Below are 23,086 nucleotides of genomic sequence, written 5' to 3'. Positions count from 1 at the left end.
TACACCGAATATGTGCGCCACATTTACTCAACCAGTCCAGTTTCAAAAGCGTATTTGGCCAACTCTGCCGTTGAGTGTAAATCCAGCTTATGTTTAATATTGTGGCGATGCGTTTCGACAGTCCTATAACTGATATCTAGCAGCGCTGCAATTTTCTTACTACTGTTTCCTTGTGCAACAAGCTTAAGTACGGCTTCTTCTCGGCGACTCAGGGGATTCACTTTTTGTGCCGCAGGTATCACATCCTGAGTGAACAAGGTTTGTGTAACAGATTCACAAAAATACGTCGAACCTTGATTGACCGTTTTGATCGCTTGTACCATCTTCTCCGCAGAAATCTCTTTAAGCATGTAGCCTACCGCCCCCGCTTGCATCACCTTCATTATGTACTCACGGTTATCATGCATAGTAAGCATCAAGATTTTGCTCTCAGGGCGCGCTTCCTTAATCACTCCCGTCGCCTCAATGCCGTTCATGATGGGCATGCTGATATCCATCAGAATCACATCTGGGTGGAGAAGTTTGGAAACTTCGATCGCCTCTAGGCCATTGCTCGCCGTGCCAATAACATCGATACCAGACTCGCGTTCTAAACGTGCGATAAAACCGTCCAACACCACTTGGTGATCGTCCACTATCACCACACTAATTGGTTTATCCATAAACTAATCCATCCAAATCTAACAATACGGTGATTTCTGTTCCTAACCCCGGCTCGCTCATCAGTTCGAAGTCGCCACCGATGAACTCCACGCGCTCGCGCATGTTACGTAAGCCGATGCCTTGTCGGTGAAGGGAAGAATTGACAACAAAGCCAATCCCGTCATCTCGGATCAACAATTGAAGTATATTGCCCATTTGATGCAACGTAATCGTCACCTTTTTAGCGCGAGCATGTTTCTCAATGTTGTTCAACGACTCCTGGGCAACTCGATACAATGTCGTCGACACCTCAGATTTCAACTTGGATTGGGCGGTATCAAAATGACTTTCAATCCCAATACCCGAATGAGAGTGAAAATCTTGTAATAATGTCGTCAGTGCCGCCTCAAAGCCGATGTCATCCAACGCACTAGGGCGAAGCTGATGAGAGATATGACGCACTTCGCTGATTGCGGTCAACAATGAACGCTGTGACTTATCGAGGTGAGATTTGACTTGCTCATCTTGTATGCGATGCTCCATCAATTCTAAGTGGCATTTACTCGAAACCAATAATTGGTTAATACCATCATGCAGTTCTCGCGCTAAGTGCTTTTTCTCATCTTCTTGAAACATCACTGTTTTGTGGGCAAGTTCTTTGAGGTTTTTATCGGCAAGTCGATATTCATGCAGGTTAATCGCCAACGTAAAGACGATAATCACCGCGACTGTGACAACCAAAATTACCACGACTGAGAAAAATGTCGTTTCAATATTCCGGTTAACAGCGGATCGCATATTGGAAACCTCTCGGCTGACATCTTCAATATATAGCCCGGTTCCGATCATCCATTGCCACTTATCAAGCCATGCAGCATAACTGAGTTTTGGTACGGTTTCTCCCGTGGACGGCTTTTGCCACAAATATTGATGGAAACCACCACCTCGCTGAGCTTGATGCAATAGAGCCTCAATCAAGCGGTCTCCATTTTGGTCTTGGATATGGAGTAAGTTTTGTCCCATCAAATCAGGTTGAATGGGGTGAACAAGATTAGTGCCGTATTGGTCATACGCAAAAAAGTACCCATCTGAGCCATAGCGTAGACGATTAAGAATGGCTTTGACTTGGGCTTTAGCAACACTTTCATCAAGATGGGCATCATTGTAAATATGCGATATGGCATCAAAAGCGAGGTCGACCGTATCTTTAAGCGCAGCTTCTTTCGATTGGATGAGACTTTGATGAAAGATTTCCACTTCTCGTTGACCAAGCGTTTTAGCCTGATAGATAGAAATCCAACTGATGCTCGCGGTCACCAATACCACTGGAATTAAAGCAAGCAAGATGAGTTTCGCTTTAAGAGGCATTTCATCCTCCATGAAAAAACTGCCTATTCATACGATTAGGCAGCTTAACAACTTGTACAACAAGGTGGAAACTTACAGCTCACAGTTTCCTAATTTATCTCTCATACCAATCACAGTAAGTTGCTACGATTGGTATCGACCACTACATGCCATAAAAACCCGGGAAAACCAATATCGAAGCGAGGACCGCAATCTGAATGGCAATGAATGGCATCACCCCTTTGTAAATATCACGAGTGGTGACCCCTGCAGGTGCGACACCTTTCAAATAGAACAGACTAAAACCAAATGGCGGTGTGAGGAACGAAGTTTGTAAGTTCATCGCTATCAGTATGGCAAACCAAGTCATATTAATCCCCATCAGCTCAGCAACAGGAGCAATGATTGGCACGATAATGAAACAGATCTCAACAAAGTCGATGAAAAAGCCAAGAATAAGAATGACGAGCATGGTAATGATCAAGAATCCCCACTTCTCTCCTGGAATTTGTAGCATCCATTCTTCAACTAAATAATCGCCACCAGTGTAAGTAAAGGCCATTGAGAATGCGGTTGCCCCCAAAAGAATCGCAAACACCATTGCGGTCACTTTTACGGTTTCTTTCGATGCATCGTAAACCATTGACCAGCTGAACTGTTTGTACATCAGCGACAACACTATCGCGCCAGCACCACCAAGCGCAGCCGATTCTGTTGGTGTCGCTATGCCAGCAAAGATAGAGCCCAGAACAACAACGATAAGTGCAAGTGGCGGTATCACCGCTTTCAATGCTGTGATTACTTCATCTCTTCGGCTGATAGATTCATCACGCTCGATGGGTTGAGCGGCTTCCGGGTTCAATTTGGCGTAAATAAGAATATAGATTACATATGCGCCCACTAGCATTAATCCCGGCCAAATCGCCGCCTGAAACAAATCACCTACTGGCACACCTAATACATCACCCAGCAGAATTAGTACGATGGAAGGCGGGATAATTTGTCCGAGCGTACCAGAGGCACAAATCGTGCCGCACGCTAGGCCCTTGTCATAATTGTACTTAAGCATCACGGGTAGAGAGATCAATCCCATCGCCACAACCGATGCCCCCACGACACCTGTAGAAGCGGCAAGCAAGGCACCAACCAATACAGTAGAAATCGCGATACCGCCACGCACGCCACCAAATAAACGCCCCATCGATTCAAGAAGCTGTTCTGCTAGTTTGGTTTTTTGTAATACTAGTCCCATGAAAACAAACAGAGGCACTGCCATCAAAACGGTATTTTCCATGATGGATTGAATACGATATGGCATGAAAGCGAACATCTCCATCCCTTCCGCCCATACACCAAAGATCAATGCAATACCGCCAAAGGTAAAGGCGACAGGAAAACCAAGCAGTAGCGCAAATAAGGCTACAAAAAACATCACTATACCGATCATGCTGACTTCCTTTTACGACTTACCGTTATTACCGGCATAGATAAGATGAGGGTTAACAATTTTGTTGATAGAGTGCAGCAGCAATCCCACGCCACTGATCGCCATAAACAGGAATGACAGTGGGATCATCGCCTTAATGATCCAGCGGTATGGTAAGCCTCCAGGGTCACCCGACGTTTCCCCTAGTGCATAACTCTCTTTGGCAAAATCAATTCCATACCACGCCACCAGCAAACAGAAAGGAAATAGAAAAAGTAACGTGCCCAAAATATCGATAATAGATTGCGCTTTGTGTGATAGACGCTCATAGAAAATATCGACGCGAACATGACCGCCAGACTTAATTGCGTATGGCACACCCAACAAAAATACAGCGGAGAATAAGTGCCATTCCATCTCTTGAAAAGCGATGGAGACATCATTAAACACGTAACGCATCACAACGTCATACACCACGTTCGCTAATAACAAAATGAACAAGATACTGGATAACCACCCTAGAAAATCTCCAAAGCGGTTAAAGATTCGCTCAATATAAATAAGGCTTCTCATTCCTGACTCCATGGAACGTGTAGAAAGGCTCCACAGCTTGAGCTTGTGGAGCACTTTCATTTCTTATTATCTTCCCTAAGAGGATAAGTTTTTCTTGGGCTTCGCTAGCGGGCTAAACCGTGTGGGTTTAACCAGTCTGATGAAGTTATTGTTGAGCTTGGCTGTTTAGGTAAGCTCGATGAGAGATGTCAGACCAAGGGCGTACTTGCCCAATGTAGTTCGCTTGAGACTCCTGAATCTCTTTTGCTAGCGCATCTTTCGCTGCATGATCTTTTAACAGACGCTCATTCGCTTCACGAAGTGCAGAGATGACTTCTGGCGGGAAGTCCTTCACTTGAACATCTGGGTATTCCGATTGAATTGACGCCCAGTTCTTACCGCTTTCATGCTTAGATTGAGTATACATGTCATAAGCCGCCGCTTTCATCGCCACTTGTAGAATGGCTTTCAGATCATCAGGCAGACGTTCCCAAGTCCGCTTATTCACTAGGAATTGCAGTTCCGTACCTGGTTCATGCCAACCGGTGTAGTAATATGGTGCAATCTTGTGGAAGCCCATACGTAAATCTAAAGATGGTCCTACCCACTCCAACGCATCAATCGTACGACGCTCTAATGAGGTGTATAACTCTCCCGGGGCAATATTGGTTGGTTTCGCGCCTAGCTCAGCAAGGATTTCACCCGCAAAGCCTGGAATTCGCATTTTCAGACCTTGAAGATCATCCACAGACTTGATTTCTTTCTGGAACCAGCCCCCCATCTGAGTATCGGTGTTACCACCTGGGAAGGAAAGTAGGTTATGAGGTGAGTAAACCTTCTCCATCAACGCCATACCGCCACCGTAGTAGAACCATGCATATTGTTCAGTCGGCAGCATACCAAAAGGCATAGAGGTAAAGTAAAGCGTGTTAGGAACTTTACCTTTCCAATAATAAGACGCCGAGTGGCCCATATCGTATTGACCGGATTTCACCATGTCAAAGACCCCTAGCGGCGCTTTATGTTTGTTTGCAGAATCAATGCGAATCTGAAGGCGTCCATTTGACATTTCCTCAGCCATTTTCGCCATGTTTTTGGTCGCCTCCCCAAAGATTGGGAAATTGGGTCCCCAAGTTTCCGCCAATTTTAGGCGATACACTTTATCCGCAGCAGTCGCAGAAGTGGTCACAAATGTCATTGCAGCAACCACTGCGGTTGCTTTAAGCACTCGTTTGAAAGATTTTTGGATAAGACTCATCGTTTACGTCCTTTGTCACCAAGGTTATTGTTGTCATCCATTTCGTAAGGGTTGGGGGCAGTATAGCCCCCCCATGACTTCAAGATGCAGGATTCACAGCGCTGTCTTTCTTACAGAGCCCTATATCTCAAGGTTACTTGGCTATAAGGATTAAACATTGAGCGCTAATTCGAAATGGGCATGAACACGCAAGCCGTACCAAGTAAAAACAATACACTCGCCGTTAGTATTACGTAATAGTACGTAGGAGATACTAAAAATAATTTCTATAACCAATCAATATCAACGAGTTAGTAGCAGGACAAGATGAAGCAATATAGGTCTATACGTACGTAGTTTTCTGGGAAAGAATTTACACAGTATTTAAGAAAATGTGACAAATGACAGATTGATATCGCTAAACTGCGACAATCTAGAATTCGTGGGATTTCGAGAAAAAAAACCCCGACCGAGGTCGAGGTATTAAAAACAGGATTACAGCGGTAATTAAACTGCTTTATAGATAACTTTGTTACCTGCCAACTGCTCTTTTTGAACTAGGTTTTCTTCAAGAAGCTTCTTCAGCGCGCCAGTAGCCCATGATGCCGCTTTAGTGTCTTCTTGACCTGCTGCTAGGCCGATACCCTTAGGGTTGATGCCTTCAGCGTTTGCCGCAACGATGTCAAATACTTGTTGTTGTTTAGGAGTGAGTGCTACCTCAACCGTTTTTACTGCTGCTACTTTCTTCTCAGCTACTGCTTTCTCAACAACAGCTTGTTCAGCAACAGGCTTTTCTGCTTTTTCAACGACTGGCTTCGCTGCTTTTGGTGCTGCAGCTAGGTTGGTTACTGTCGCTTTAATGCGTTTTTGCAGTTTCATCTGCACTTTACGCTTATGAGCAAGTCTCATTGAATATTTCTCCAGTTCACTGCATCTCAGCAGGGATGAAAATTTGAAGCGCGTTTTATACCAAAATTCCCGAGCGATTTGTAGGTTTTCGCAGCGAAACGCAATGAAAAATGCGCTCCATGTATAGAACGTCTACTATTTAAGCAAATAACTTGTGAACCGTTTTATTAAATACTGGGTATAAAAACAGAGGTATTTATGTCGTGTTGACAAAATTGAACTGCGAAAGACAACACGCCTTTGAACTCAATGTGAAACGCTTTGAGTCACGAACCTAACGCCACCGTCCATCGAGGTTCAAAGTATGAAAACACAGCATATCACCAACTCGCAATTCCAATTTGACGCCCCCATAAACAAACTGATCATGCTCTTGGTCGTCATCATTACGCTATTTCTCGTCTTCATTGCCCCTGGATGGAAACAAGCGATGCTATCCGTTACTCTGATGGCGCTTATTGTTGGCTTTGCAGTAATGATGATTAAAAAGAGCCAAGTTTCCTTTACGCTCACCGCTTCCCATTTTCAGCAACACTTATTCAAAGGCGGTTGGGTGGTGCGTTGGAGAAACATTGACTCAATTGGTATTTGCACCTATCAACAGGATGGCTGGCATCAACCGCTGCCATGGGTTGGCATTCGACTCAAACACTACTCACCCTACCTCGATGCCATTTGTCCACGTATAGCAACAGAAATACTGTTGAGCCAAAGAGCCTTATTATACCTCGGTGCAAAGCAGAACCACTGTGAAACTCAATTTGAAGACATGGTGTTAGATCCAGCGCCTTACATCAGCAAAGATGGGAGGCAATATAATGGACTACTCGCGATGCTAGCTAACCGAATGAAGTACCAAAGGAAGTTTCATGGTTACGATGTGTTTATTTCGGCTGGTGATTTAGACAGAGATGCGGAAGCGTTTATTGGATTGGCTCGACGTTATTTAGCGGCCGCCGAGCCGGAATAGTGCGAGATTATGTTACGTTAATGTAAGTGTCTCAGTAGATAGGCATCTCATCAGCAACAAACGGGTTGGTCTTTCGTTCATGTCCAAACGTAGACTGTGGTCCGTGGCCAGGAACAAACGTCACGTCATTACCCAGCGGCCACAACTTTTCTTTAATGGAGCTGATCAGCGTATTGAAATCACCTTGAGGGAAATCAGTGCGCCCAATGCTGCCATTAAACAAAACATCACCAACAAAGGCTAAACGTGATTCTTCACTGTATAGCACAACGTGGCCAGGCGTGTGACCTGGTGTATGGATCACATTCAATGTTTGATTACCAAAAGTGACAGTGTCACCATCATTCAGCCATTCATTCGGCTCAAATGCTTCTGTTAGTGGGAAGCCAAACATTTGGCTTTGACCTTCCAAGCCCTGAAGCCAGAAGTTATCCGCTTTATGAGGGCCAACAATTTCAGTACCGCCAAGCAATGCAGATAGAGGCTCTGTACCTCCAACATGGTCTAAGTGCCCATGAGTTAGTACTAAGTTCACGACATCAACACCCAGCTCTTTGATCAGCGCCGCGAGTTGCTTTTCATCACCACCAGGATCAACCACGATACCTTTCATGGTTTCATCACACCAGACGATAGAACAGTTTTGAGAGAAAGATGTCACAGGAACAACTTGGTACTTCAGAGCCATAGATAACCTATATCGAGTAAATTTGCATAAAAACTGCTGCAACTATGACACTAACCTTTTGGGACTTCAAGCTTTGAACAATACCTTGCCGACCGCCTACCAAGAACGGACTGCACCCGTATCGATATGCACGAAGTTACTGCCAGGATAGTACCCCACACCACCCGCTTTCAAACTCAACGCGGCATCGCGAACTGTTGAGAGTTTGACGCCATCTAAACGGAAATCGATCGCTTTGCCTTCCATGTGCATGCTTTTCTTTGCCACACCCGAAGAACGATTACGTAGAGATGCGTTCGTTGTTGGAGATCGATAGCCTGAAATAATAATTACTTCTGATTGTGTACCAATCGCCTTCTGAATTTGGGTAATTTGATCGAATAAGCGTCGGTCTATTGGATGGACTTCATTCCGACGGTGATCACGACAGAATCGATCCAAACGCTTAAGCTCTGCATCAACATAGCCGTTGCCATCGAAGTAGCAAGACTCAAGCAATTCACCCGTGTTCAAATTGTTCATTGCAAGCACTCGAGGTGCATCTGGAAGTGAAGCCCATGAAAGGGTTGGCATTGCAGAGGCAACAACGATACCACCAACGGTCATCTTAAGAAAATCACGACGGGAAAAATTACGACTTACCATTTTAAAAATACTGCTCAATCAATGCACGAACAGCGGACATTACCGAAACCCATTTGCCACGTCAAACGCATAAATGGGGCTCAGTTGTCACATTTTGGCTGGATTATTTGTTTAGTTCTTGAACAATAAATGAATTTTCAAAATTGTAACAATAATTACTAGTGTAAGTTGATTACCCCTGATCGTCGTATTGATATATATCATCGCGGTAGTAAAGGGTTCCCTCTTCTAACCATGCTGTCTGGTAAATGATATGTACTTGGATGCGCTCGCCCAATGGCACCGACGTGTTCGAGCGCCGTTTACTTTCACGCTTCTTAGCAAGTCGCTCTTCCAGACCTTGGGTCTTAAACAAGAGTTCAGCCAATTGATCTGCATTTTCAACTCTCACGCAACCAGAACTAAATGCTCGACGATCTTTCTCAAATAGGTTTTTACTTGGAGTGTCATGTAGGTAGATGGCTTTTGGATTAGGCATATTGAACTTGTACAAACCTAACGCATTATTCGCTCCAGAAGACTGTCTCATTCGATAAGGGAAGCTTCTTGGATTGACAGCCGCCCAATTGATAGTGGTTGGATCGATAATTTCTCGAGAGGTCCACGAGCGGATGATCTGGATATTATTCTGCACTAGGTACATAGGGTTTCTTTTCACCTTAGGAATGATGTCCTTCACCATAATTTTCCATGGTACATTCCAGGTTGGATTAAGAATCACCGAATCCAAGGTACTGGTCATGATTGGGGTTTTCCTTGTTGTACGACCTACAACCACTTTCGACTCAAACAAAGGTTGACCATCATGCCAATACGTCACCTCATACCCAGGCACATTCACAAACACAACGTTATCACGCTCTTTCGCCCAAATCCTTGAACGTTCAGCGTTTAATGCAAGTGAATGCAAACGCTGCCTTGGTGAAAAGTTGATCCAACGCCTAGTGTTAGGGCCGATCACACCATCTTGCTTCAAGCCATGAATACGTTGGAACTCTATCACCGCAAGCTCCAAGTTCTCATCATACTGTAGCGTGTCAGGATTGAGATAACTAACATCCACCCCAGCGATAGCCAACCGATCGAGTAACGCGACCTTATCATTGATCGGATCTCCTAAACGAATGAGACCTTGTTGTGTATAAAGGGGATACGCAGCCTTTGCATGTTCAGATAAGGCGTAAAAAGCCGTATTAAAAGCCTCGTCCATTTGGAGGGGTGAACGAAGCCCTTCTAAAAATTGATTGAGTTTGCCAACGGTGATCTCATTGCTGAGTTTTGACAACGTTTCTAAACTCGGTGCTGGAAGGTTTACATGTGCTTTGCCTGCAAACAGCCAATTAAGCCCTTCTTCTGGTAACTGTTCGAGATAGCTTAAGTACATAAGCAATGAATCGGTCATGACCAAATCAAAATCAAGCTTATCTCCTTGCTCTCGCACACTTTCAATGCGAAGCAGTTGATCGTCAAATTCCTTGGTCACATCGGCTAACGAGGCCAACCTGATTTGAAAAATAAGCCGCTCTACATCATCTCTGCTTTCCCAGTTCAGACGATAGTTAGTCATTTGGTACAACTGTTCGATAACATCCGGATAGTGGATCATCTTTTCAATAGACAACTTCTGAACGACCCCCACTTGTTCGGTCTGTGCGGAAGCACCGTGGGAAACCACCGTTGAATCGCTGTAAAACGACACCATAAGTGCCATCACCATTAGAGATCTAGCAAACACTGGAATGATCCTTACCCTACCTGCCATAAAAAAAGTATGGCAAATATCTCACGGCTTGCTGCGTTAATAGTAAGAACCTTAAAACGATATCGGCACCTACGTGCTCAATTGACGCTTAATCAATTATCTATATGAGTCATTTTCGTCCAATGATTATCCCGTTGTACGCCACTTACACACTTAAACTGCCGAAACGGGTTCACATTCATGGTGAACTCTTATCTTCCTATCATTTCCTGCAGGCCCTGCCGTAAATCAGTAACGAGCTTGCTATTCGAATTATCTTCCCCTCACAAGGTGATTCAGATTTGTTTCAATCTGATGGGGTTGTTAGCCTCGCTGTACAAACACAAAAAAACCTCACATAAGTGAGGTTTATAATAAAAATGGTTAAATATAGCCACAGCGTCAGACCTTAAGATGGTGCTTACCGTGAGAAACTTTTGCTTTTAGATAGTTTTCATTGCCATCTTTAATATGTGCCGAAGTATTAATTACTTCTTCAATCTCAATACCGTATTGTGACAGCTCTCTGATCTTTTTAGGGTTGTTAGTTACAAGACGAATTTTGCTTACCCCTAACGCTTTTAACATTTGAGCCGCTTCAGTAAAGTCACGTAAGTCATCATCAAAACCTAGGTGGTTATTAGCTTCGTAGGTATTCATACCCTGGCTTTGAAGACGATATGCGTCAATCTTGTTGTATAGACCAATGCCGCGCCCTTCTTGGCGTAGGTACAGAATAATGCCACCAGATTTCCCCATACGCTTAATGGTTTCTTCTAGTTGCTCGCCACAATCGCAGCGTGAAGAGTGAAACACGTCACCAGTCAGACACTCAGAATGCATGCGCACTAGAGGGATATCTTGCATTTGATCAGCCTGTTTGAAGATAACTGCTACATGCTCTTTGTCTGTTTTTAGGCCATTAAAAGACAGGATTTCAGCATCGATATTACTTTTAGCCCCGACTTTAAATTCTACTCTGGCACGAACTTCCGCCATATCTACACTCACTCGATTTATTGCTTGATGCATTTTCGTTATTGCATTCATGGGATTGCTCTCATCTGCCTTTCAAACATGGGGATTGATACCTCATTTTTCAATATTGGGACCACTATGAGAGTTATTCTTATTTGGCATTTTGGTCAATCTTCAACTGAAACATGACTAATGGCCGACTTAATAATTGTTATAATATAACATTTACGATGAACTACAATAAAAAAACCCCAGACAAAAATGCCCAGGGTTTGCAATGCGCTTAATTGAAACCAAATCAGTGCTTCTGGTTGCGTTTCCAGACAACTAACTCAATCCAAACGGCTTCAAGTTCTTGTATTTCCTCGTCAGTCAATACAGCGAGAGACGAAGTGACTTGTGGCAGTGTCGGTGCCTGCAATGCACGAATCTGCGAATAAAAATCCTTTTTTAATTGCGATATAACTGGATCCACTGCGTACACCTACCTAACTCTTTATTACATCTCTAGCTCAATTTATCGAGTTTTATATCACTGGAGCTTTCTAAACTTTTGGCAAATGATAACATTCTGTTCGTTATTCGCACAATTTATTTCTAATACTGGAATTATAATCACATTAATCAAACTTAATCATTCTGAGCTAATTTAGTACATAAAGATCAAAAAGATCCACAGGATGTCTTTGAGATAATTGAAAAAGCGGGCGATACAGAACAATATTTCGATATTACTCCGGCAGCCGCTCCTCAATTTATCCAGCTTAGCTCGGTTCGCGTTTGATTCAACTGCGTTCTGGTTTTGACACTGTAGGCAGCACAACACCTTGAATAACATAGTGATCTTCTGTTGAAATTCAACCGAATGGAATTCGAAAAGGTCGAATTTATGCCCAATATCACTCGAATTTTTAAAATTTGAAAATGGGATAAAAAAGTAAAATGTAATATTAAATCGATACGTCTAAGTACCCTAAAAATATATCATTAAATCGGTTATCTCACCCCGGTATTTGATCAACGCCATTCTATTCTGATCAATCAAGAAAGTTCTAGTGTTACTATTACTTCCAATTCTATGATAAGTCTTTTTTTTGGATACTACTCACCTCTTGCTATCGGTTCTCTTTAGAGCTCAGATAATTTCATGTCGCGAGATTTTAATCGCGATAATTCAAACCGATTATCTGCCGTACTAAAGAAAAGGCTAGCGAACTAAAACAACATGAACGGAACGGTATTATTGAGAATTGGAGGCTGCCGCTGACCGCACAGCCTAAGCGCGAATGAAATTCCGTTATCTACTTGCAACTAAGGACGCAATGCACACCCTTTGTTTATGATCGAGTTAATAACTAGTGACTGCGCACTCTAGATGTTGCCTTACATGTGGTCGTGTTTTGAGAATTTTCCCATCCGGACGAGTAACGATACAAAGAAGCCGAACATATTGCTCGGCTTCTTAATTCATTGATTAAAAAGAAGAATTAATTACTCTTCTTCAGTACCTTTCGGTGCGTCGTCTGCTTCAGGCGCTTCAGGTGCTTGCCCCTCTGCATTCACTTCAGCTTCCTCGCCTTCTGGCAATTCGACTTCTTCAACTTCATCGATACGTTGTAGACCAACGACAGACTCGTCAGTGGCGGTGCGGATTAGCGTCACACCTTGGGTATTACGACCGACTTGGCTCACTTCCGCAACACGTGTACGGACTAGAGTACCAGCGTCGGTGATCATCATCATCTCGTCGCCTACTTCTACTTGAACCGCGCCCACTACCGGACCGTTACGCTCAGAAACTTTGATAGACACAACGCCTTGAGTTGCACGACCTTTAATTGGGTACTCAGCCAGCTCGGTACGTTTACCATAGCCGTTCTGTGTAACAGTCAGAATATCGCCTTCGTTTGAAGGAACGATCAGAGACACTACTTGGTCGTCATCTGCTAGTTTCATACCGCGGACACCAGATGCGGTACGGCCCATTGCACGGACTTTGTCTTCGCTAAAGCGAACGACTTTACCAGCTTTAGAGAACAACATAATATCGCTGTTACCCGTTGTGATATCAACACCGATTAGGGAGTCATCATCACGTAGGTTCACTGCTATTAGGCCGTTTGAACGTACGTTCGCAAACTGATCAAGCGAAGTCTTCTTAACGGTACCATCGCCAGTTGCCATAAAGATGAACTTATCCGCGCTAAACTCAGAAACCGGCAGAATAGCAGTGATGCGCTCGCCGTCTTCAAGAGGTAAGATGTTTACAATTGGCTTACCACGAGCAGTGCGACTCGCCTGTGGCAATTGATAAACTTTCAAGCGGTACGTCTTACCACGAGTAGAGAAACACAAGATGTTATCGTGAGTATTGGCAACAAGCAGACGCTCGATGTAATCCTCTTCTTTCATCTTAGTTGCACTCTTACCTTTACCACCACGACGCTGAGCTTCGTAGTCGCTTAGTAGTTGGTACTTAACGTAACCTTCGTGAGACAGCGTTACAACAACATCTTCACGAGCAATCAGTTCTTCGAGGTCGATGTCATGGCTAGCCGCTGTAATTTCAGTACGACGAACGTCACCAAACGCATCACGCACCGTTTCTAGCTCTTCACGAATGACTTCCATCAAACGCTCAGTACTTGCAAGAATGTGCATTAGCTCAGCGATTTCATCGAGAAGTGCTTTGTATTCATCAAGAATCTTCTCATGCTCTAGACCCGTTAAACGGTGTAGGCGAAGTTCTAGAATCGCTTGTGCTTGAGTTTCGGTTAGGTAGTACTGACCATCACGGATACCGTATTGATCTTCTAGCCATTCAGGACGAGCGGCATCAGTACCTGCACGCTCAAGCATTGATGCAACGTTACCAAGATCCCAACCACGCGATACCAAGCCAACTTTTGCTTCTGCTGGTGTTGGTGCGTTTTTGATTAGCTCAATAACTTCATCAATGTTTGCAAGCGCAAGCGACAGTGCTTCAAGGATGTGCGCCCGTTCACGTGCTTTACGTAGTTCGAAGATAGTACGACGAGTCACCACTTCACGACGGTGGTCAACGAAGCACTTCAACATCTCTTTCAGGTTGAATAGCTTAGGTTGGCCATTGTCTAGCGCAACCATGTTGATACCGAAAGTCGTTTGCAGCTGAGTTTGTGCGTAAAGGTTGTTTAAAACCACTTCGCCCACTGCATCGCGCTTACATTCAATCACGATACGCATACCGTCTTTATCAGACTCGTCACGTAGCGCACTGATGCCTTCTACTTTCTTATCTTTAACAAGCTCAGCGATCTTCTCAATCAAGCGAGCTTTGTTCACCTGGTATGGGATTTCAGTGACGATGATGGTTTCTTTACCATTTTTCTCCACTTCAATTTCCGCTTTAGAACGCATGTAGATTTTGCCGCGACCCGTTTTGTACGCGTCTACAATGCCTTTACGACCGCTGATAAGCGCCGCTGTTGGGAAATCAGGACCAGGAATGTAATCCATCAGCTCATCAATAGTGATTGCTTCATTATTGATGTATGCAAGACAGCCATCGATCACTTCGCCAAGGTTATGTGGCGGGATGTTGGTTGCCATACCTACCGCGATACCAGAAGAGCCGTTTACCAGTAGGTTAGGAATTTTAGTAGGAAGAACCGCCGGGATCTGCTCAGTACCATCATAGTTAGGTACATAGTCTACGGTTTCTTTATCTAGGTCAGCCAGAAGTTCGTGGGCGATTTTCGCCATACGTACTTCGGTATAACGCATTGCCGCAGCAGAGTCGCCATCGATCGAGCCAAAGTTACCTTGGCCATCGACCAACATGTAACGCAGTGAGAACGGCTGAGCCATACGTACGATTGTGTCGTACACAGCGCTATCACCGTGTGGGTGATATTTACCGATTACGTCGCCGACAACACGGGCTGATTTTTTATATGGTTTGTTCCAATCGTTGCCTAGTACGTTCATCGCGAATAATACGCGGCGGTGTACTGGTTTTAGGCCATCACGCACATCTGGAAGAGCACGACCCACGATTACAGACATCGCGTAGTCTAGATATGAACCTCTAAGCTCATCTTCAATGTTTACGGGCGTGATCTCTTTAGCTAAATCGCTCATAGAGCCATTATCCCTCTATTATCTGATCGTAATTACGATACGTGTAAGGTGCAAAAATATAACACACAATTCATCAGTGGGGCATCACTTTCCCTCTCCTTTTATCAGGTTGTGAGCTCGGTTAAGCATCAAATGAAGAGAATTTGCACACTCATCCCATATCTTTCTGATAACTGACTACATTTCCACCAATCTGCGGCAAAAATGCTGCTTACTGTAATGGTAAGAAAAGAAGCTGTTTTAACGTATCGTACCATTGGAGTATAATCCCGCATTCCAAAGGACTATTAGCGAAGCGATATAACTATCATGACTAAAGCACAAAACGTCGACCCTAGTGAAATTAAGAAATTCGAAGAGATGGCTTCTCGCTGGTGGGATTTAGAAGGCGAATTCAAACCACTTCACCAAATCAACCCGCTTCGCTTGAACTACGTCCTTGATAAAGCCAATGGCCTGTTTGGCAAGAAAGTGCTAGATGTAGGCTGTGGCGGCGGCATCTTGGCGGAGAGCATGGCGAAAGAAGGCGCTATCGTTACTGGTTTAGATATGGGTAAAGAACCACTAGAAGTCGCTCGTTTGCATGCCCTAGAGACAGGTACAAAACTTACTTATATTCGCAGCACCATTGAAGACCATGCGGCAGAAAACGCGGGGACTTATGATGTGGTCACTTGCATGGAAATGCTCGAGCACGTCCCTGACCCACTTTCTGTTATCCGTTCTTGCGCAGCTTTGGTAAAACCTGGCGGTCACGTTTTCTTCTCCACTTTGAACCGCAACGTGAAATCTTACCTATTCGCCATTGTTGGTGCAGAGAAACTGCTCAAAATCGTTCCTGAAGGCACGCACGATCACGAAAAGTTCATCAAGCCCGCTGAAATGATGAAGATGATTGACCAAACCGACCTCACAGAGATCGGCATTACTGGGTTGCTTTACAACCCACTTAATGACAGCTACAAGCTAGGCCGCAATGTGGATGTGAACTACATCGTGCATACGACAAAGTACTAAGCAGCATGACATTCTGCAGATAACAATATCGACACAAAATGAGAAAGCGGTGGTTAAAACTCACCGCTTTTTTAACGTTTGTATACAGTAAGTCATCCTTTAAATTTTTATTTCTCTTGTGCTTTTTTCTGTGCTTTTTTCGCTAATAAAAATTATCAAAGATCAAGGAAAATATTTTTACATGCGGTTATTTATAAACCAATCTGAAAACCGTTTTTTTTCCCATTCAAGTCCGACCTTTTCTCATCGGTTAGTGTTCACTTACTGATTTTTTTCTTTTCGCTAGTTATCCACAAGTCATCCCAAACCTGCACCTTGATAATTTAGGTTAATAGCACTATCTTGTAACCCGAAAACAATTTAACCCCTACATCTTGTGTTTCAGCTACAATATGTAGATAGACTTTGATCACAAAGCCGCCGCAAATTTTACAAGTTTTGTACATAAACCAACAAAAATACGGCTTTTATCAGTTTTCTTAGGGAAATAAAGCAGAATGAACCAAAAACTTACCGTCACTAAGCGTGATGGCCGCAAAGAAAGTATCGACCTGGAAAAAATTCACCGCGTCATCACTTGGGCAGCAGAAGGTTTAAACAACGTTTCTGTCTCTCAGGTTGAACTGCGTGCGCACATCCAGTTTTACGAAGGCATCACCACGTCCGATATCCACGAGACGATGATTAAGTCTGCGGCGGACTTGATCTCTGAAGAGACACCAGACTACCAGTACCTAGCTGCACGTCTAGCGGTGTTCCACCTGCGTAAAAAAGCATACGGCCAATATGAGCCACCAGCGCTGTACGATCACGTGTCTCGTCTTGTTGATATGGGTAAGTACGACAGCCACATTCTGGAAGATTTTACCAAAGAAGAATTGGACGAACTTGATGCGTACATTGACCACAAGCGCGACCTCGATTTTTCTTATGCGGCCGTAAAACAGCTAGAAGGTAAGTACTTCGTTCAGAACCGTGTTTCTGGCGCAATCTACGAGAGTGCTCAGTTCCTTTACATTCTTGTGGCAGCTTGCCTGTTCGCGAAATACCCTAAAGAGTCACGTCTTGAGTACATCAAGCGATTCTATGACGCGACATCAACTTTCAAGATTTCACTACCTACACCAATTATGTCTGGTGTACGTACGCCTACTCGTCAGTTCAGCTCATGTGTACTGATCGAGTGTGGCGACAGCCTTGATTCTATCAATGCGACAGCAAGCTCAATCGTTCGCTACGTATCTCAACGTGCGGGTATCGGTATCAACGCAGGTCGTATCCGCGCATTAGGCTCGGAGATCCGTGGCGGTGAAGCATTCCACACGGGTTGTATTCCATTCTACAAATACTTCCAGACAGCAGTAAAATGTTGTTCTCAAGGTGGTGTTCGTGGCGGTGCTGCAACGGTGTTCTACCCGCTATGGCACGGCGAAGCTCGCTCTCTGATGGTGCTTAAGAACAACCGTGGTGTCGAAGAGAACCGTGTTCGTCATATGGACTACGGTGTTCAGTTGAACAAATTAATGTACCAACGCTTGGTAGAAGGTGGCAACATTACGCTATTTTCACCATCCGACGTACCAGGTCTATACGACGCATTCTTCGAGAACCAAGAGCGATTTGAGCGTCTATACGTTCAGTATGAGAACGATCCTTCAATCAAGAAAGAAACGGTTAAAGCAATCGAAATGTTCACGCTGCTAATGCAAGAGCGTGCATCAACTGGTCGCATCTACATTCAGAACGTGGACCACTGTAACACTCACAGCCCGTTTGATTCTGAAGTCGCACCAGTTCGTCAATCGAACCTATGTTTAGAAATCGCACTGCCAACTAAGCCACTGACGAACGTTGAAGACGATTCAGGTGAAATTGCGCTATGTACGCTTTCTGCGTTCAACCTTGGTGCAATTAAGTCACTGGATGATTTAGAAGAGCTTTCTGAACTGGTTGTCCGCGCACTTGACGCCCTGCTTGATTACCAAGATTACCCACTACCAGCGGCGTACAAATCGACAATGAACCGCCGTACTCTAGGTGTAGGTGTCATCAACTACGCATATTACCTAGCAAAGAATGGCGTGAAGTACTCTGACGGCAGTGCGAACAGTCTGACTCACCGTACATTCGAAGCCATTCAATATTATCTATTGAAAGCATCGGTAGCACTTGCGAAAGAGCAAGGTAAATGCCCACTGTTCCATGAAACGAACTACGCGAAAGGGCTATTACCAATCGACACGTACAAAAAAGACGTTGATCTAATCTGTAACGAAGCTCTGCAATACGACTGGGATAGCCTACGTCAAGAGATCATGGAACATGGTCTACGCAACTCAACGTTGACGGCGCTAATGCCATCTGAGACCTCTTCTCAGATCTCTAACGCAACAAACGGTATTGAGCCACCACGTGGTTATGTGTCAGTGAAAGCATCAAAAGACGGCATCTTGAAACAAGTTGTGCCTGATTTCACAGAGCTTAAAGATAACTATGAACTGCTGTGGAATATTGGTTCGAACAACGGTTACCTGCATCTTGTAGGCATCATGCAGAAATTTATTGACCAAGCGATTTCTGCTAACACAAACTACGACCCATCAGGTTACGAGAGTGGCAAGGTTCCAATGAAGAAACTGCTTCAAGACCTGCTGACGGCGTACAAGTACGGTGTGAAAACGCTTTACTACCATAACACTCGTGATGGTGCGAAAGATGACCAGAAAGACGCAGTTCAACCACAAGATGACGATTGTGCAGGCGGCGGTTGTAAGATCTAATCTTCCCCACCCTAACAATCCATAAAACAGACTATCGACCCTCCCCTCTTTGGGGAGGTCTAAAAGGAATTGAGGCATTATGGCTTACAGTACTTTTAATCAGAATAAAAACGACCAACTAAAGGAACCAATGTTCCTAGGTCAATCTGTAAACGTTGCTCGCTACGACCAGCAAAAATTTGAAATTTTCGAAAAACTGATTGAAAAACAACTATCTTTCTTCTGGCGTCCAGAAGAAGTAGACGTATCGAGTGACCGTATCGATTACAACAAGTTGCCAGATCATGAGAAGCACATCTTCATCTCAAACTTGAAGTACCAAACGCTTCTAGATTCAATCCAAGGTCGCAGCCCGAACGTAGCACTGCTTCCTCTGGTATCTCTACCTGAGCTAGAAACGTGGATTGAAACTTGGTCTTTCTCTGAAACAATTCACTCTCGTTCATACACGCACATCATTCGTAATATCGTGAATGATCCAAGCATAGTATTTGACGACATCGTTGAGAACGAACACATCCTTAAGCGCGCGAAAGACATCGCTCACTATTACGATGACTTGATCCAAGCGACAAACGATTACCACCGTTACGGCGAAGGTAACCACGTTATCAACGGTGAAACGGTCAAAGTCAGCCTGTACGATCTGAAAAAGAAACTGTACGTGTGTCTGATGTCTGTTAACGCGCTAGAAGCTATCCGCTTCTACGTGAGCTTTGCTTGTTCTTTTGCTTTCGCTGAGCGTGAGCTAATGGAAGGTAACGCGAAAATCATCAAGCTAATTGCACGTGACGAAGCCCTTCACTTGAGCGGCACACAGCACATGATCAACTTGCTACGTAACGGCCAAGATGACTTCTCGTTTATGCAAATCGCAGAAGAAGCAAAACAAGAGTGTTTTGACCTATTCAAACAAGCGGCAGAGCAAGAGAAAGAGTGGGCAGAGTACCTATTCAAAGACGGTTCAATGATCGGTCTGAACAAAGACATCCTGAGCCAGTACGTTGAATACATCACCAACATTCGTATGCAAGCCGTTGGTCTACCTATCGCATACCCTGGTGCAACAAGCAACCCAATCCCATGGATCAACGCTTGGTTATCATCGGATAACGTTCAGGTAGCACCACAAGAAGCGGAGATTTCTTCTTACTTAGTTGGTCAGATTGACAACGAAGTAAGCGCAAACGACTTCGAAGGATTTGAGCTGTAATGCCAACCATCAAAATCAACAAACTCGTCAGTATTGAGTCCAATCCTTCCAATACGATTTTGGAGACAATGGAACAAGCGGGCTTATTGCCTGAATACAACTGTCGTGATGGTCACTGCGGTGCTTGTCGTTGTTCGCTGGAATCGGGCGAAGTGGAGTATGTTGGTTTTGCCATGGCTTATACTCAGCCAGACGAAATTCTGCCTTGTATTTGCAAAGCGAAATCCAATATTTCGCTAAGGGGTGTGAACTACGCGATGAAAGAAAAACGCGCATAAATTCAACCTGAAGAATACAAAAAAGCCAAGACAATTGCCTTGGCTTTTTATTATCTGCAATTGGCAAGTGGCTCAAAGTACACTGCTTGGGATGAACATCTCTTTCATTTTTTCCAAAAACGCATAGTGACCAAACATTGGTTTTCGCTCTAAATAGCGTCGCAACATATCAAGCGCTGCGGCACTGATCACCTTTACCTGATCATCGCGTGAGTACTTTCTCGATAACTTGCACAACACGCCCCACTCTCCAGTTGAAGTGGAAAGCGCAACGGAAAACACGCCGTCTTCAATTTTTCCGGTAACCAACGCTAAGTCTGTTCCGCATTTCTCACGCGTTGCCCCTGCAAGAGCAAACGTAGCGGCAAGAGGATCGCCGTCATCCATCAGCATCTGGTTGTGGCCAGACAACACCCATCCGTGGCCGAATTGTCTTTCAGCATTTTCATTACCATTGAGCCAGTAGGTTAAATACCCTGCGCTGCTCTTCTCTGACACGGATAACGTAAGCGCCTTGTCCACCAGCAACTGACCAATATGCTCTACCATCGGAACATCGATACTCACGGTATTACCATCAAGGTGCTTATGGATGATCTGCATCAACTTCGTGCGTTGTTCTATTTGATTCGAAGGCCCAAACAGCTTTACTTCAATAAATGGCAAATAAGAGCGGTAGCCAAATTCATAACCTTGCGGCAGCTTCATTTGATCCAACTTATCTGAAATACCCGACTCAGAAAGACCAAAAGTGTAAAAACGGCTGCATGTCGCACTTTCCACTTCTGGATAGTGTTTTTTCAAGTCTGGCAGAATTTGTGTTTCTGCCATGAGCTTAAACTCACTAGGAACACCTGGCGTGAAGTAAAACAGTGCATCATTAATCAACATCTTAAAGCCACAAGCCGTACCGATCGGGTTATCTAAAATCACGGCCGTTTCCGGTAACATGGCTTGCTTCAAATTGCTGTCTGGCATTGGGATGCCACGTCGAGCGTAGATGGCTTCCAATTGCTCAAGCCATTGTTTGAATAATACCAACTTACACTCTGCCGCTTTTGCTGCTGCGGCAGCGCTCATGTCATCGGTAGTTGGCCCTAAACCGCCGTTAACAATCACAACGTCATTGTTAAAGCTGAGCATTAAGAGCTCTTCAATCAAACTCGATAACTTATCACCAACCGTCGAGCGTTTGGTTAAGCCAAATCCATGTTGATAAAACACGCTCGATAGCCAAGCTGCATTTGTATCAACAATATCACCGTGAAGAATCTCTTCACCGGTACTAAGCATTGCTATTTTCACCACTGACTCCAAAAAATAAGCACAACGTCTTTCAATAAAGAGGGGCCTATATCACTTTCTTATTATTCAACTCATTTCTCATGCGAATTTGTTGAGATTAAATCAAAGACAAGTATTTAAATGGCTGTTCTTTTAGGAGATAATTGAGAGTTCGATCATCAAACTAACAACTCGGAGACCTCTGTGTCAAAATCATCCATGTTCAAGAAAACGCTCTGTGGTCTTGTTCTAACAGCGTCCGCTGCGGCAAACGCAAATCAGTACGACCTGAGCAATCACATCGAGTTTTCTTACACGCCTGATTGTCTGTCAGGTTACTGCGAAACGACCACGCTGTACACCTTCGAATCTCAAAATCGTCGTGTCGCTTTTGAACAAAATAATGATGATTCTCTTAATCTTGATGCGGGTATGCAACCAAAACATCTCATTGTTCCGCAGGACAAAGATTGGGATTACTTAATGGGGCAAACCTACACGATTCTAGGATTGAGTGTTGCCACTGTCGGTTTGATGACCTTTCTGCCAGAAAGCATCACGAAGTGGGACGAAGAAGATCGCGACATGAGCAAGTTAGGCAGCAAGTGGAAAGATAACGTTTCTGCGGGTCCGGTTTGGGATCGAGACGAGCACTTCCTTAACTACATTATGCACCCATATTTTGGCGGGGTTTACTACACCGCGGCTCGCCATGCTGGCTACAACGAATTTGAGTCATTCTTATATTCAGCAACCATGTCCACGTTCTTCTGGGAATACGGCGTAGAAGCTTTTGCAGAAGTCCCTTCTTGGCAGGACATCTTCATCACGCCGTTCTTTGGTGCTGTTGTGGGTGAAATGATGCTAAGCACTGAGCAAGCAATCATCGCCGATGGTGGTGAAGTTATGGGTTCGGAGACAATGGGAGATGTATCACTGTTCTTCCTTAACCCTGTTGGCCACATTCATCACTGGGTAACTGACGCTTGGGGCGGAAGTGCAGAACTGCAATTTAGTTCATCACCTTGGTTTGGTAATCAAGATGCTGCGAAATTCGCGCTGGATGCCGGTGCAAGTTTCGATCGCCAATTCTACGGTGTTGAAATGAAGGTCACGTTCTAGAAAAGTGATGTAAAGAAGCAGCCAATTGGCTAATGCCGATCAGTTAAGAGATAAATGATCGGTTGAACGATCCTACAGATGGCTTATAAAGGCTCTAAGTTCCCAAAACTTAGAGCCTTTTATTTTGCAATTAAC

19 protein-coding genes are annotated in these 23,086 nt (G+C 44.3%); 6 read left to right on the top strand and 13 right to left on the bottom strand.

Annotated features, from left to right (window positions below; genetic code table 11):
* Positions 1–23: 23 nt before the first annotated feature.
* From AK965_RS17750 to AK965_RS17725, 6 genes are all read right to left on the bottom strand, one after another.
* The gene (locus AK965_RS17750) at positions 24–662 is read right to left on the bottom strand and encodes a response regulator transcription factor (protein WP_099080858.1); all 639 of its coding nucleotides are present in this window, start codon (positions 660–662) and stop codon (positions 24–26) included.
* A complete protein-coding gene (locus AK965_RS17745; RefSeq protein ID WP_099080857.1) occupies positions 655–2,010 on the bottom strand; it encodes a cache domain-containing protein in 1,356 nt (451 codons plus the stop codon). Before AK965_RS17745 ends, AK965_RS17750 begins: the two co-directional genes overlap by 8 nt.
* Positions 2,011–2,152: 142 nt before the next feature.
* A complete protein-coding gene (locus tag AK965_RS17740; protein ID WP_099080856.1) occupies positions 2,153–3,436 on the bottom strand; it encodes a TRAP transporter large permease subunit in 1,284 nt (427 codons plus the stop codon).
* A 12-nt stretch (positions 3,437–3,448) separates the two neighbouring features.
* The gene (locus AK965_RS17735; RefSeq protein ID WP_099080855.1) at positions 3,449–3,988 is read right to left on the bottom strand and encodes a TRAP transporter small permease subunit; all 540 of its coding nucleotides are present in this window, start codon (positions 3,986–3,988) and stop codon (positions 3,449–3,451) included.
* A 145-nt stretch (positions 3,989–4,133) separates the two neighbouring features.
* A complete protein-coding gene (locus AK965_RS17730) occupies positions 4,134–5,225 on the bottom strand; it encodes a TRAP transporter substrate-binding protein (protein ID WP_099080854.1) in 1,092 nt (363 codons plus the stop codon).
* Between the two features lie 486 nt (positions 5,226–5,711).
* Positions 5,712–6,113, bottom strand: a complete 402-nt coding sequence (locus tag AK965_RS17725; protein ID WP_099080853.1) for a MarR family transcriptional regulator — start codon at positions 6,111–6,113, stop codon at positions 5,712–5,714.
* 304 nt (positions 6,114–6,417) lie between these two features.
* On the opposite strand from AK965_RS17725, the gene AK965_RS17720 reads away from it, so the two are divergent.
* Complete coding sequence (locus AK965_RS17720; RefSeq protein WP_099080852.1) at positions 6,418–7,083, top strand: DUF2982 domain-containing protein; 666 nt, start codon at positions 6,418–6,420, stop codon at positions 7,081–7,083.
* 31 nt (positions 7,084–7,114) lie between these two features.
* On the opposite strand, the gene AK965_RS17715 is transcribed toward AK965_RS17720, so the two are convergent.
* From AK965_RS17715 to gyrA, 6 genes are all read right to left on the bottom strand, one after another.
* Positions 7,115–7,771: an MBL fold metallo-hydrolase gene (locus AK965_RS17715; protein WP_099080851.1), complete on the bottom strand. Its 657-nt coding sequence runs from the start codon at positions 7,769–7,771 to the stop codon at positions 7,115–7,117.
* Positions 7,772–7,867: 96 nt separating this feature from the next.
* Entirely contained in the window at positions 7,868–8,416 is a 549-nt protein-coding gene (locus AK965_RS17710) for a YcbK family protein (protein WP_099080850.1), read from the bottom strand.
* Positions 8,417–8,588: 172 nt separating this feature from the next.
* The gene (locus AK965_RS17705; protein WP_172438188.1) at positions 8,589–10,133 is read right to left on the bottom strand and encodes a murein L,D-transpeptidase; all 1,545 of its coding nucleotides are present in this window, start codon (positions 10,131–10,133) and stop codon (positions 8,589–8,591) included.
* A gap of 426 nt (positions 10,134–10,559) precedes the next feature.
* Positions 10,560–11,207, bottom strand: coding sequence for a GTP cyclohydrolase II (gene ribA, locus AK965_RS17700; protein ID WP_172438186.1), 648 nt, complete (start codon positions 11,205–11,207; stop codon positions 10,560–10,562).
* Between the two features lie 577 nt (positions 11,208–11,784).
* On the bottom strand, positions 11,785–11,973 hold the full coding sequence (locus tag AK965_RS20965; protein ID WP_367379322.1) for a hypothetical protein: 189 nt from the start codon (positions 11,971–11,973) through the stop codon (positions 11,785–11,787).
* A gap of 653 nt (positions 11,974–12,626) precedes the next feature.
* Complete coding sequence (gene gyrA / locus AK965_RS17685; RefSeq protein ID WP_099080847.1) at positions 12,627–15,257, bottom strand: DNA topoisomerase (ATP-hydrolyzing) subunit A; 2,631 nt, start codon at positions 15,255–15,257, stop codon at positions 12,627–12,629.
* A 309-nt stretch (positions 15,258–15,566) separates the two neighbouring features.
* Here gyrA and ubiG point away from each other — a divergent pair, with 309 nt between their 5' ends.
* The 4 genes from ubiG to yfaE all read left to right on the top strand — a co-directional run bounded on the left by ubiG (position 15,567) and on the right by yfaE (position 20,545).
* Entirely contained in the window at positions 15,567–16,274 is a 708-nt protein-coding gene (gene ubiG / locus AK965_RS17680) for a bifunctional 2-polyprenyl-6-hydroxyphenol methylase/3-demethylubiquinol 3-O-methyltransferase UbiG (RefSeq protein WP_099080846.1), read from the top strand.
* Positions 16,275–16,771: 497 nt separating this feature from the next.
* The gene (gene nrdA / locus AK965_RS17670; protein WP_099080845.1) at positions 16,772–19,054 is read left to right on the top strand and encodes a class 1a ribonucleoside-diphosphate reductase subunit alpha; all 2,283 of its coding nucleotides are present in this window, start codon (positions 16,772–16,774) and stop codon (positions 19,052–19,054) included.
* Positions 19,055–19,133: 79 nt separating this feature from the next.
* Positions 19,134–20,267, top strand: coding sequence for a class Ia ribonucleoside-diphosphate reductase subunit beta (gene nrdB / locus AK965_RS17665; protein WP_099080844.1), 1,134 nt, complete (start codon positions 19,134–19,136; stop codon positions 20,265–20,267).
* Positions 20,267–20,545, top strand: coding sequence for a class I ribonucleotide reductase maintenance protein YfaE (yfaE, locus tag AK965_RS17660; RefSeq protein WP_099080843.1), 279 nt, complete (start codon positions 20,267–20,269; stop codon positions 20,543–20,545). Before nrdB ends, yfaE begins: the two co-directional genes overlap by 1 nt.
* A gap of 72 nt (positions 20,546–20,617) precedes the next feature.
* Here yfaE and AK965_RS17655 read toward each other — a convergent pair whose 3' ends face one another.
* The gene (locus AK965_RS17655; RefSeq protein ID WP_099080842.1) at positions 20,618–21,850 is read right to left on the bottom strand and encodes a CinA family nicotinamide mononucleotide deamidase-related protein; all 1,233 of its coding nucleotides are present in this window, start codon (positions 21,848–21,850) and stop codon (positions 20,618–20,620) included.
* A gap of 198 nt (positions 21,851–22,048) precedes the next feature.
* On the opposite strand from AK965_RS17655, the gene AK965_RS17650 reads away from it, so the two are divergent.
* Positions 22,049–22,951 (top strand): DUF3943 domain-containing protein, encoded by a 903-nt coding sequence (locus AK965_RS17650; RefSeq protein ID WP_099080841.1) that lies wholly within the window; start codon positions 22,049–22,051, stop codon positions 22,949–22,951.
* The last annotated feature ends 135 nt before the right edge of the window (positions 22,952–23,086 follow it).

It is taken from the genome of Vibrio sp. PID17_43, from assembly GCF_002608565.1.
GTDB lineage: Bacteria > Pseudomonadota > Gammaproteobacteria > Enterobacterales > Vibrionaceae > Vibrio.
The sequence above is the reverse complement of the archived record's forward strand: the minus strand, read 5'-3'. Positions and strand labels throughout refer to the sequence as shown.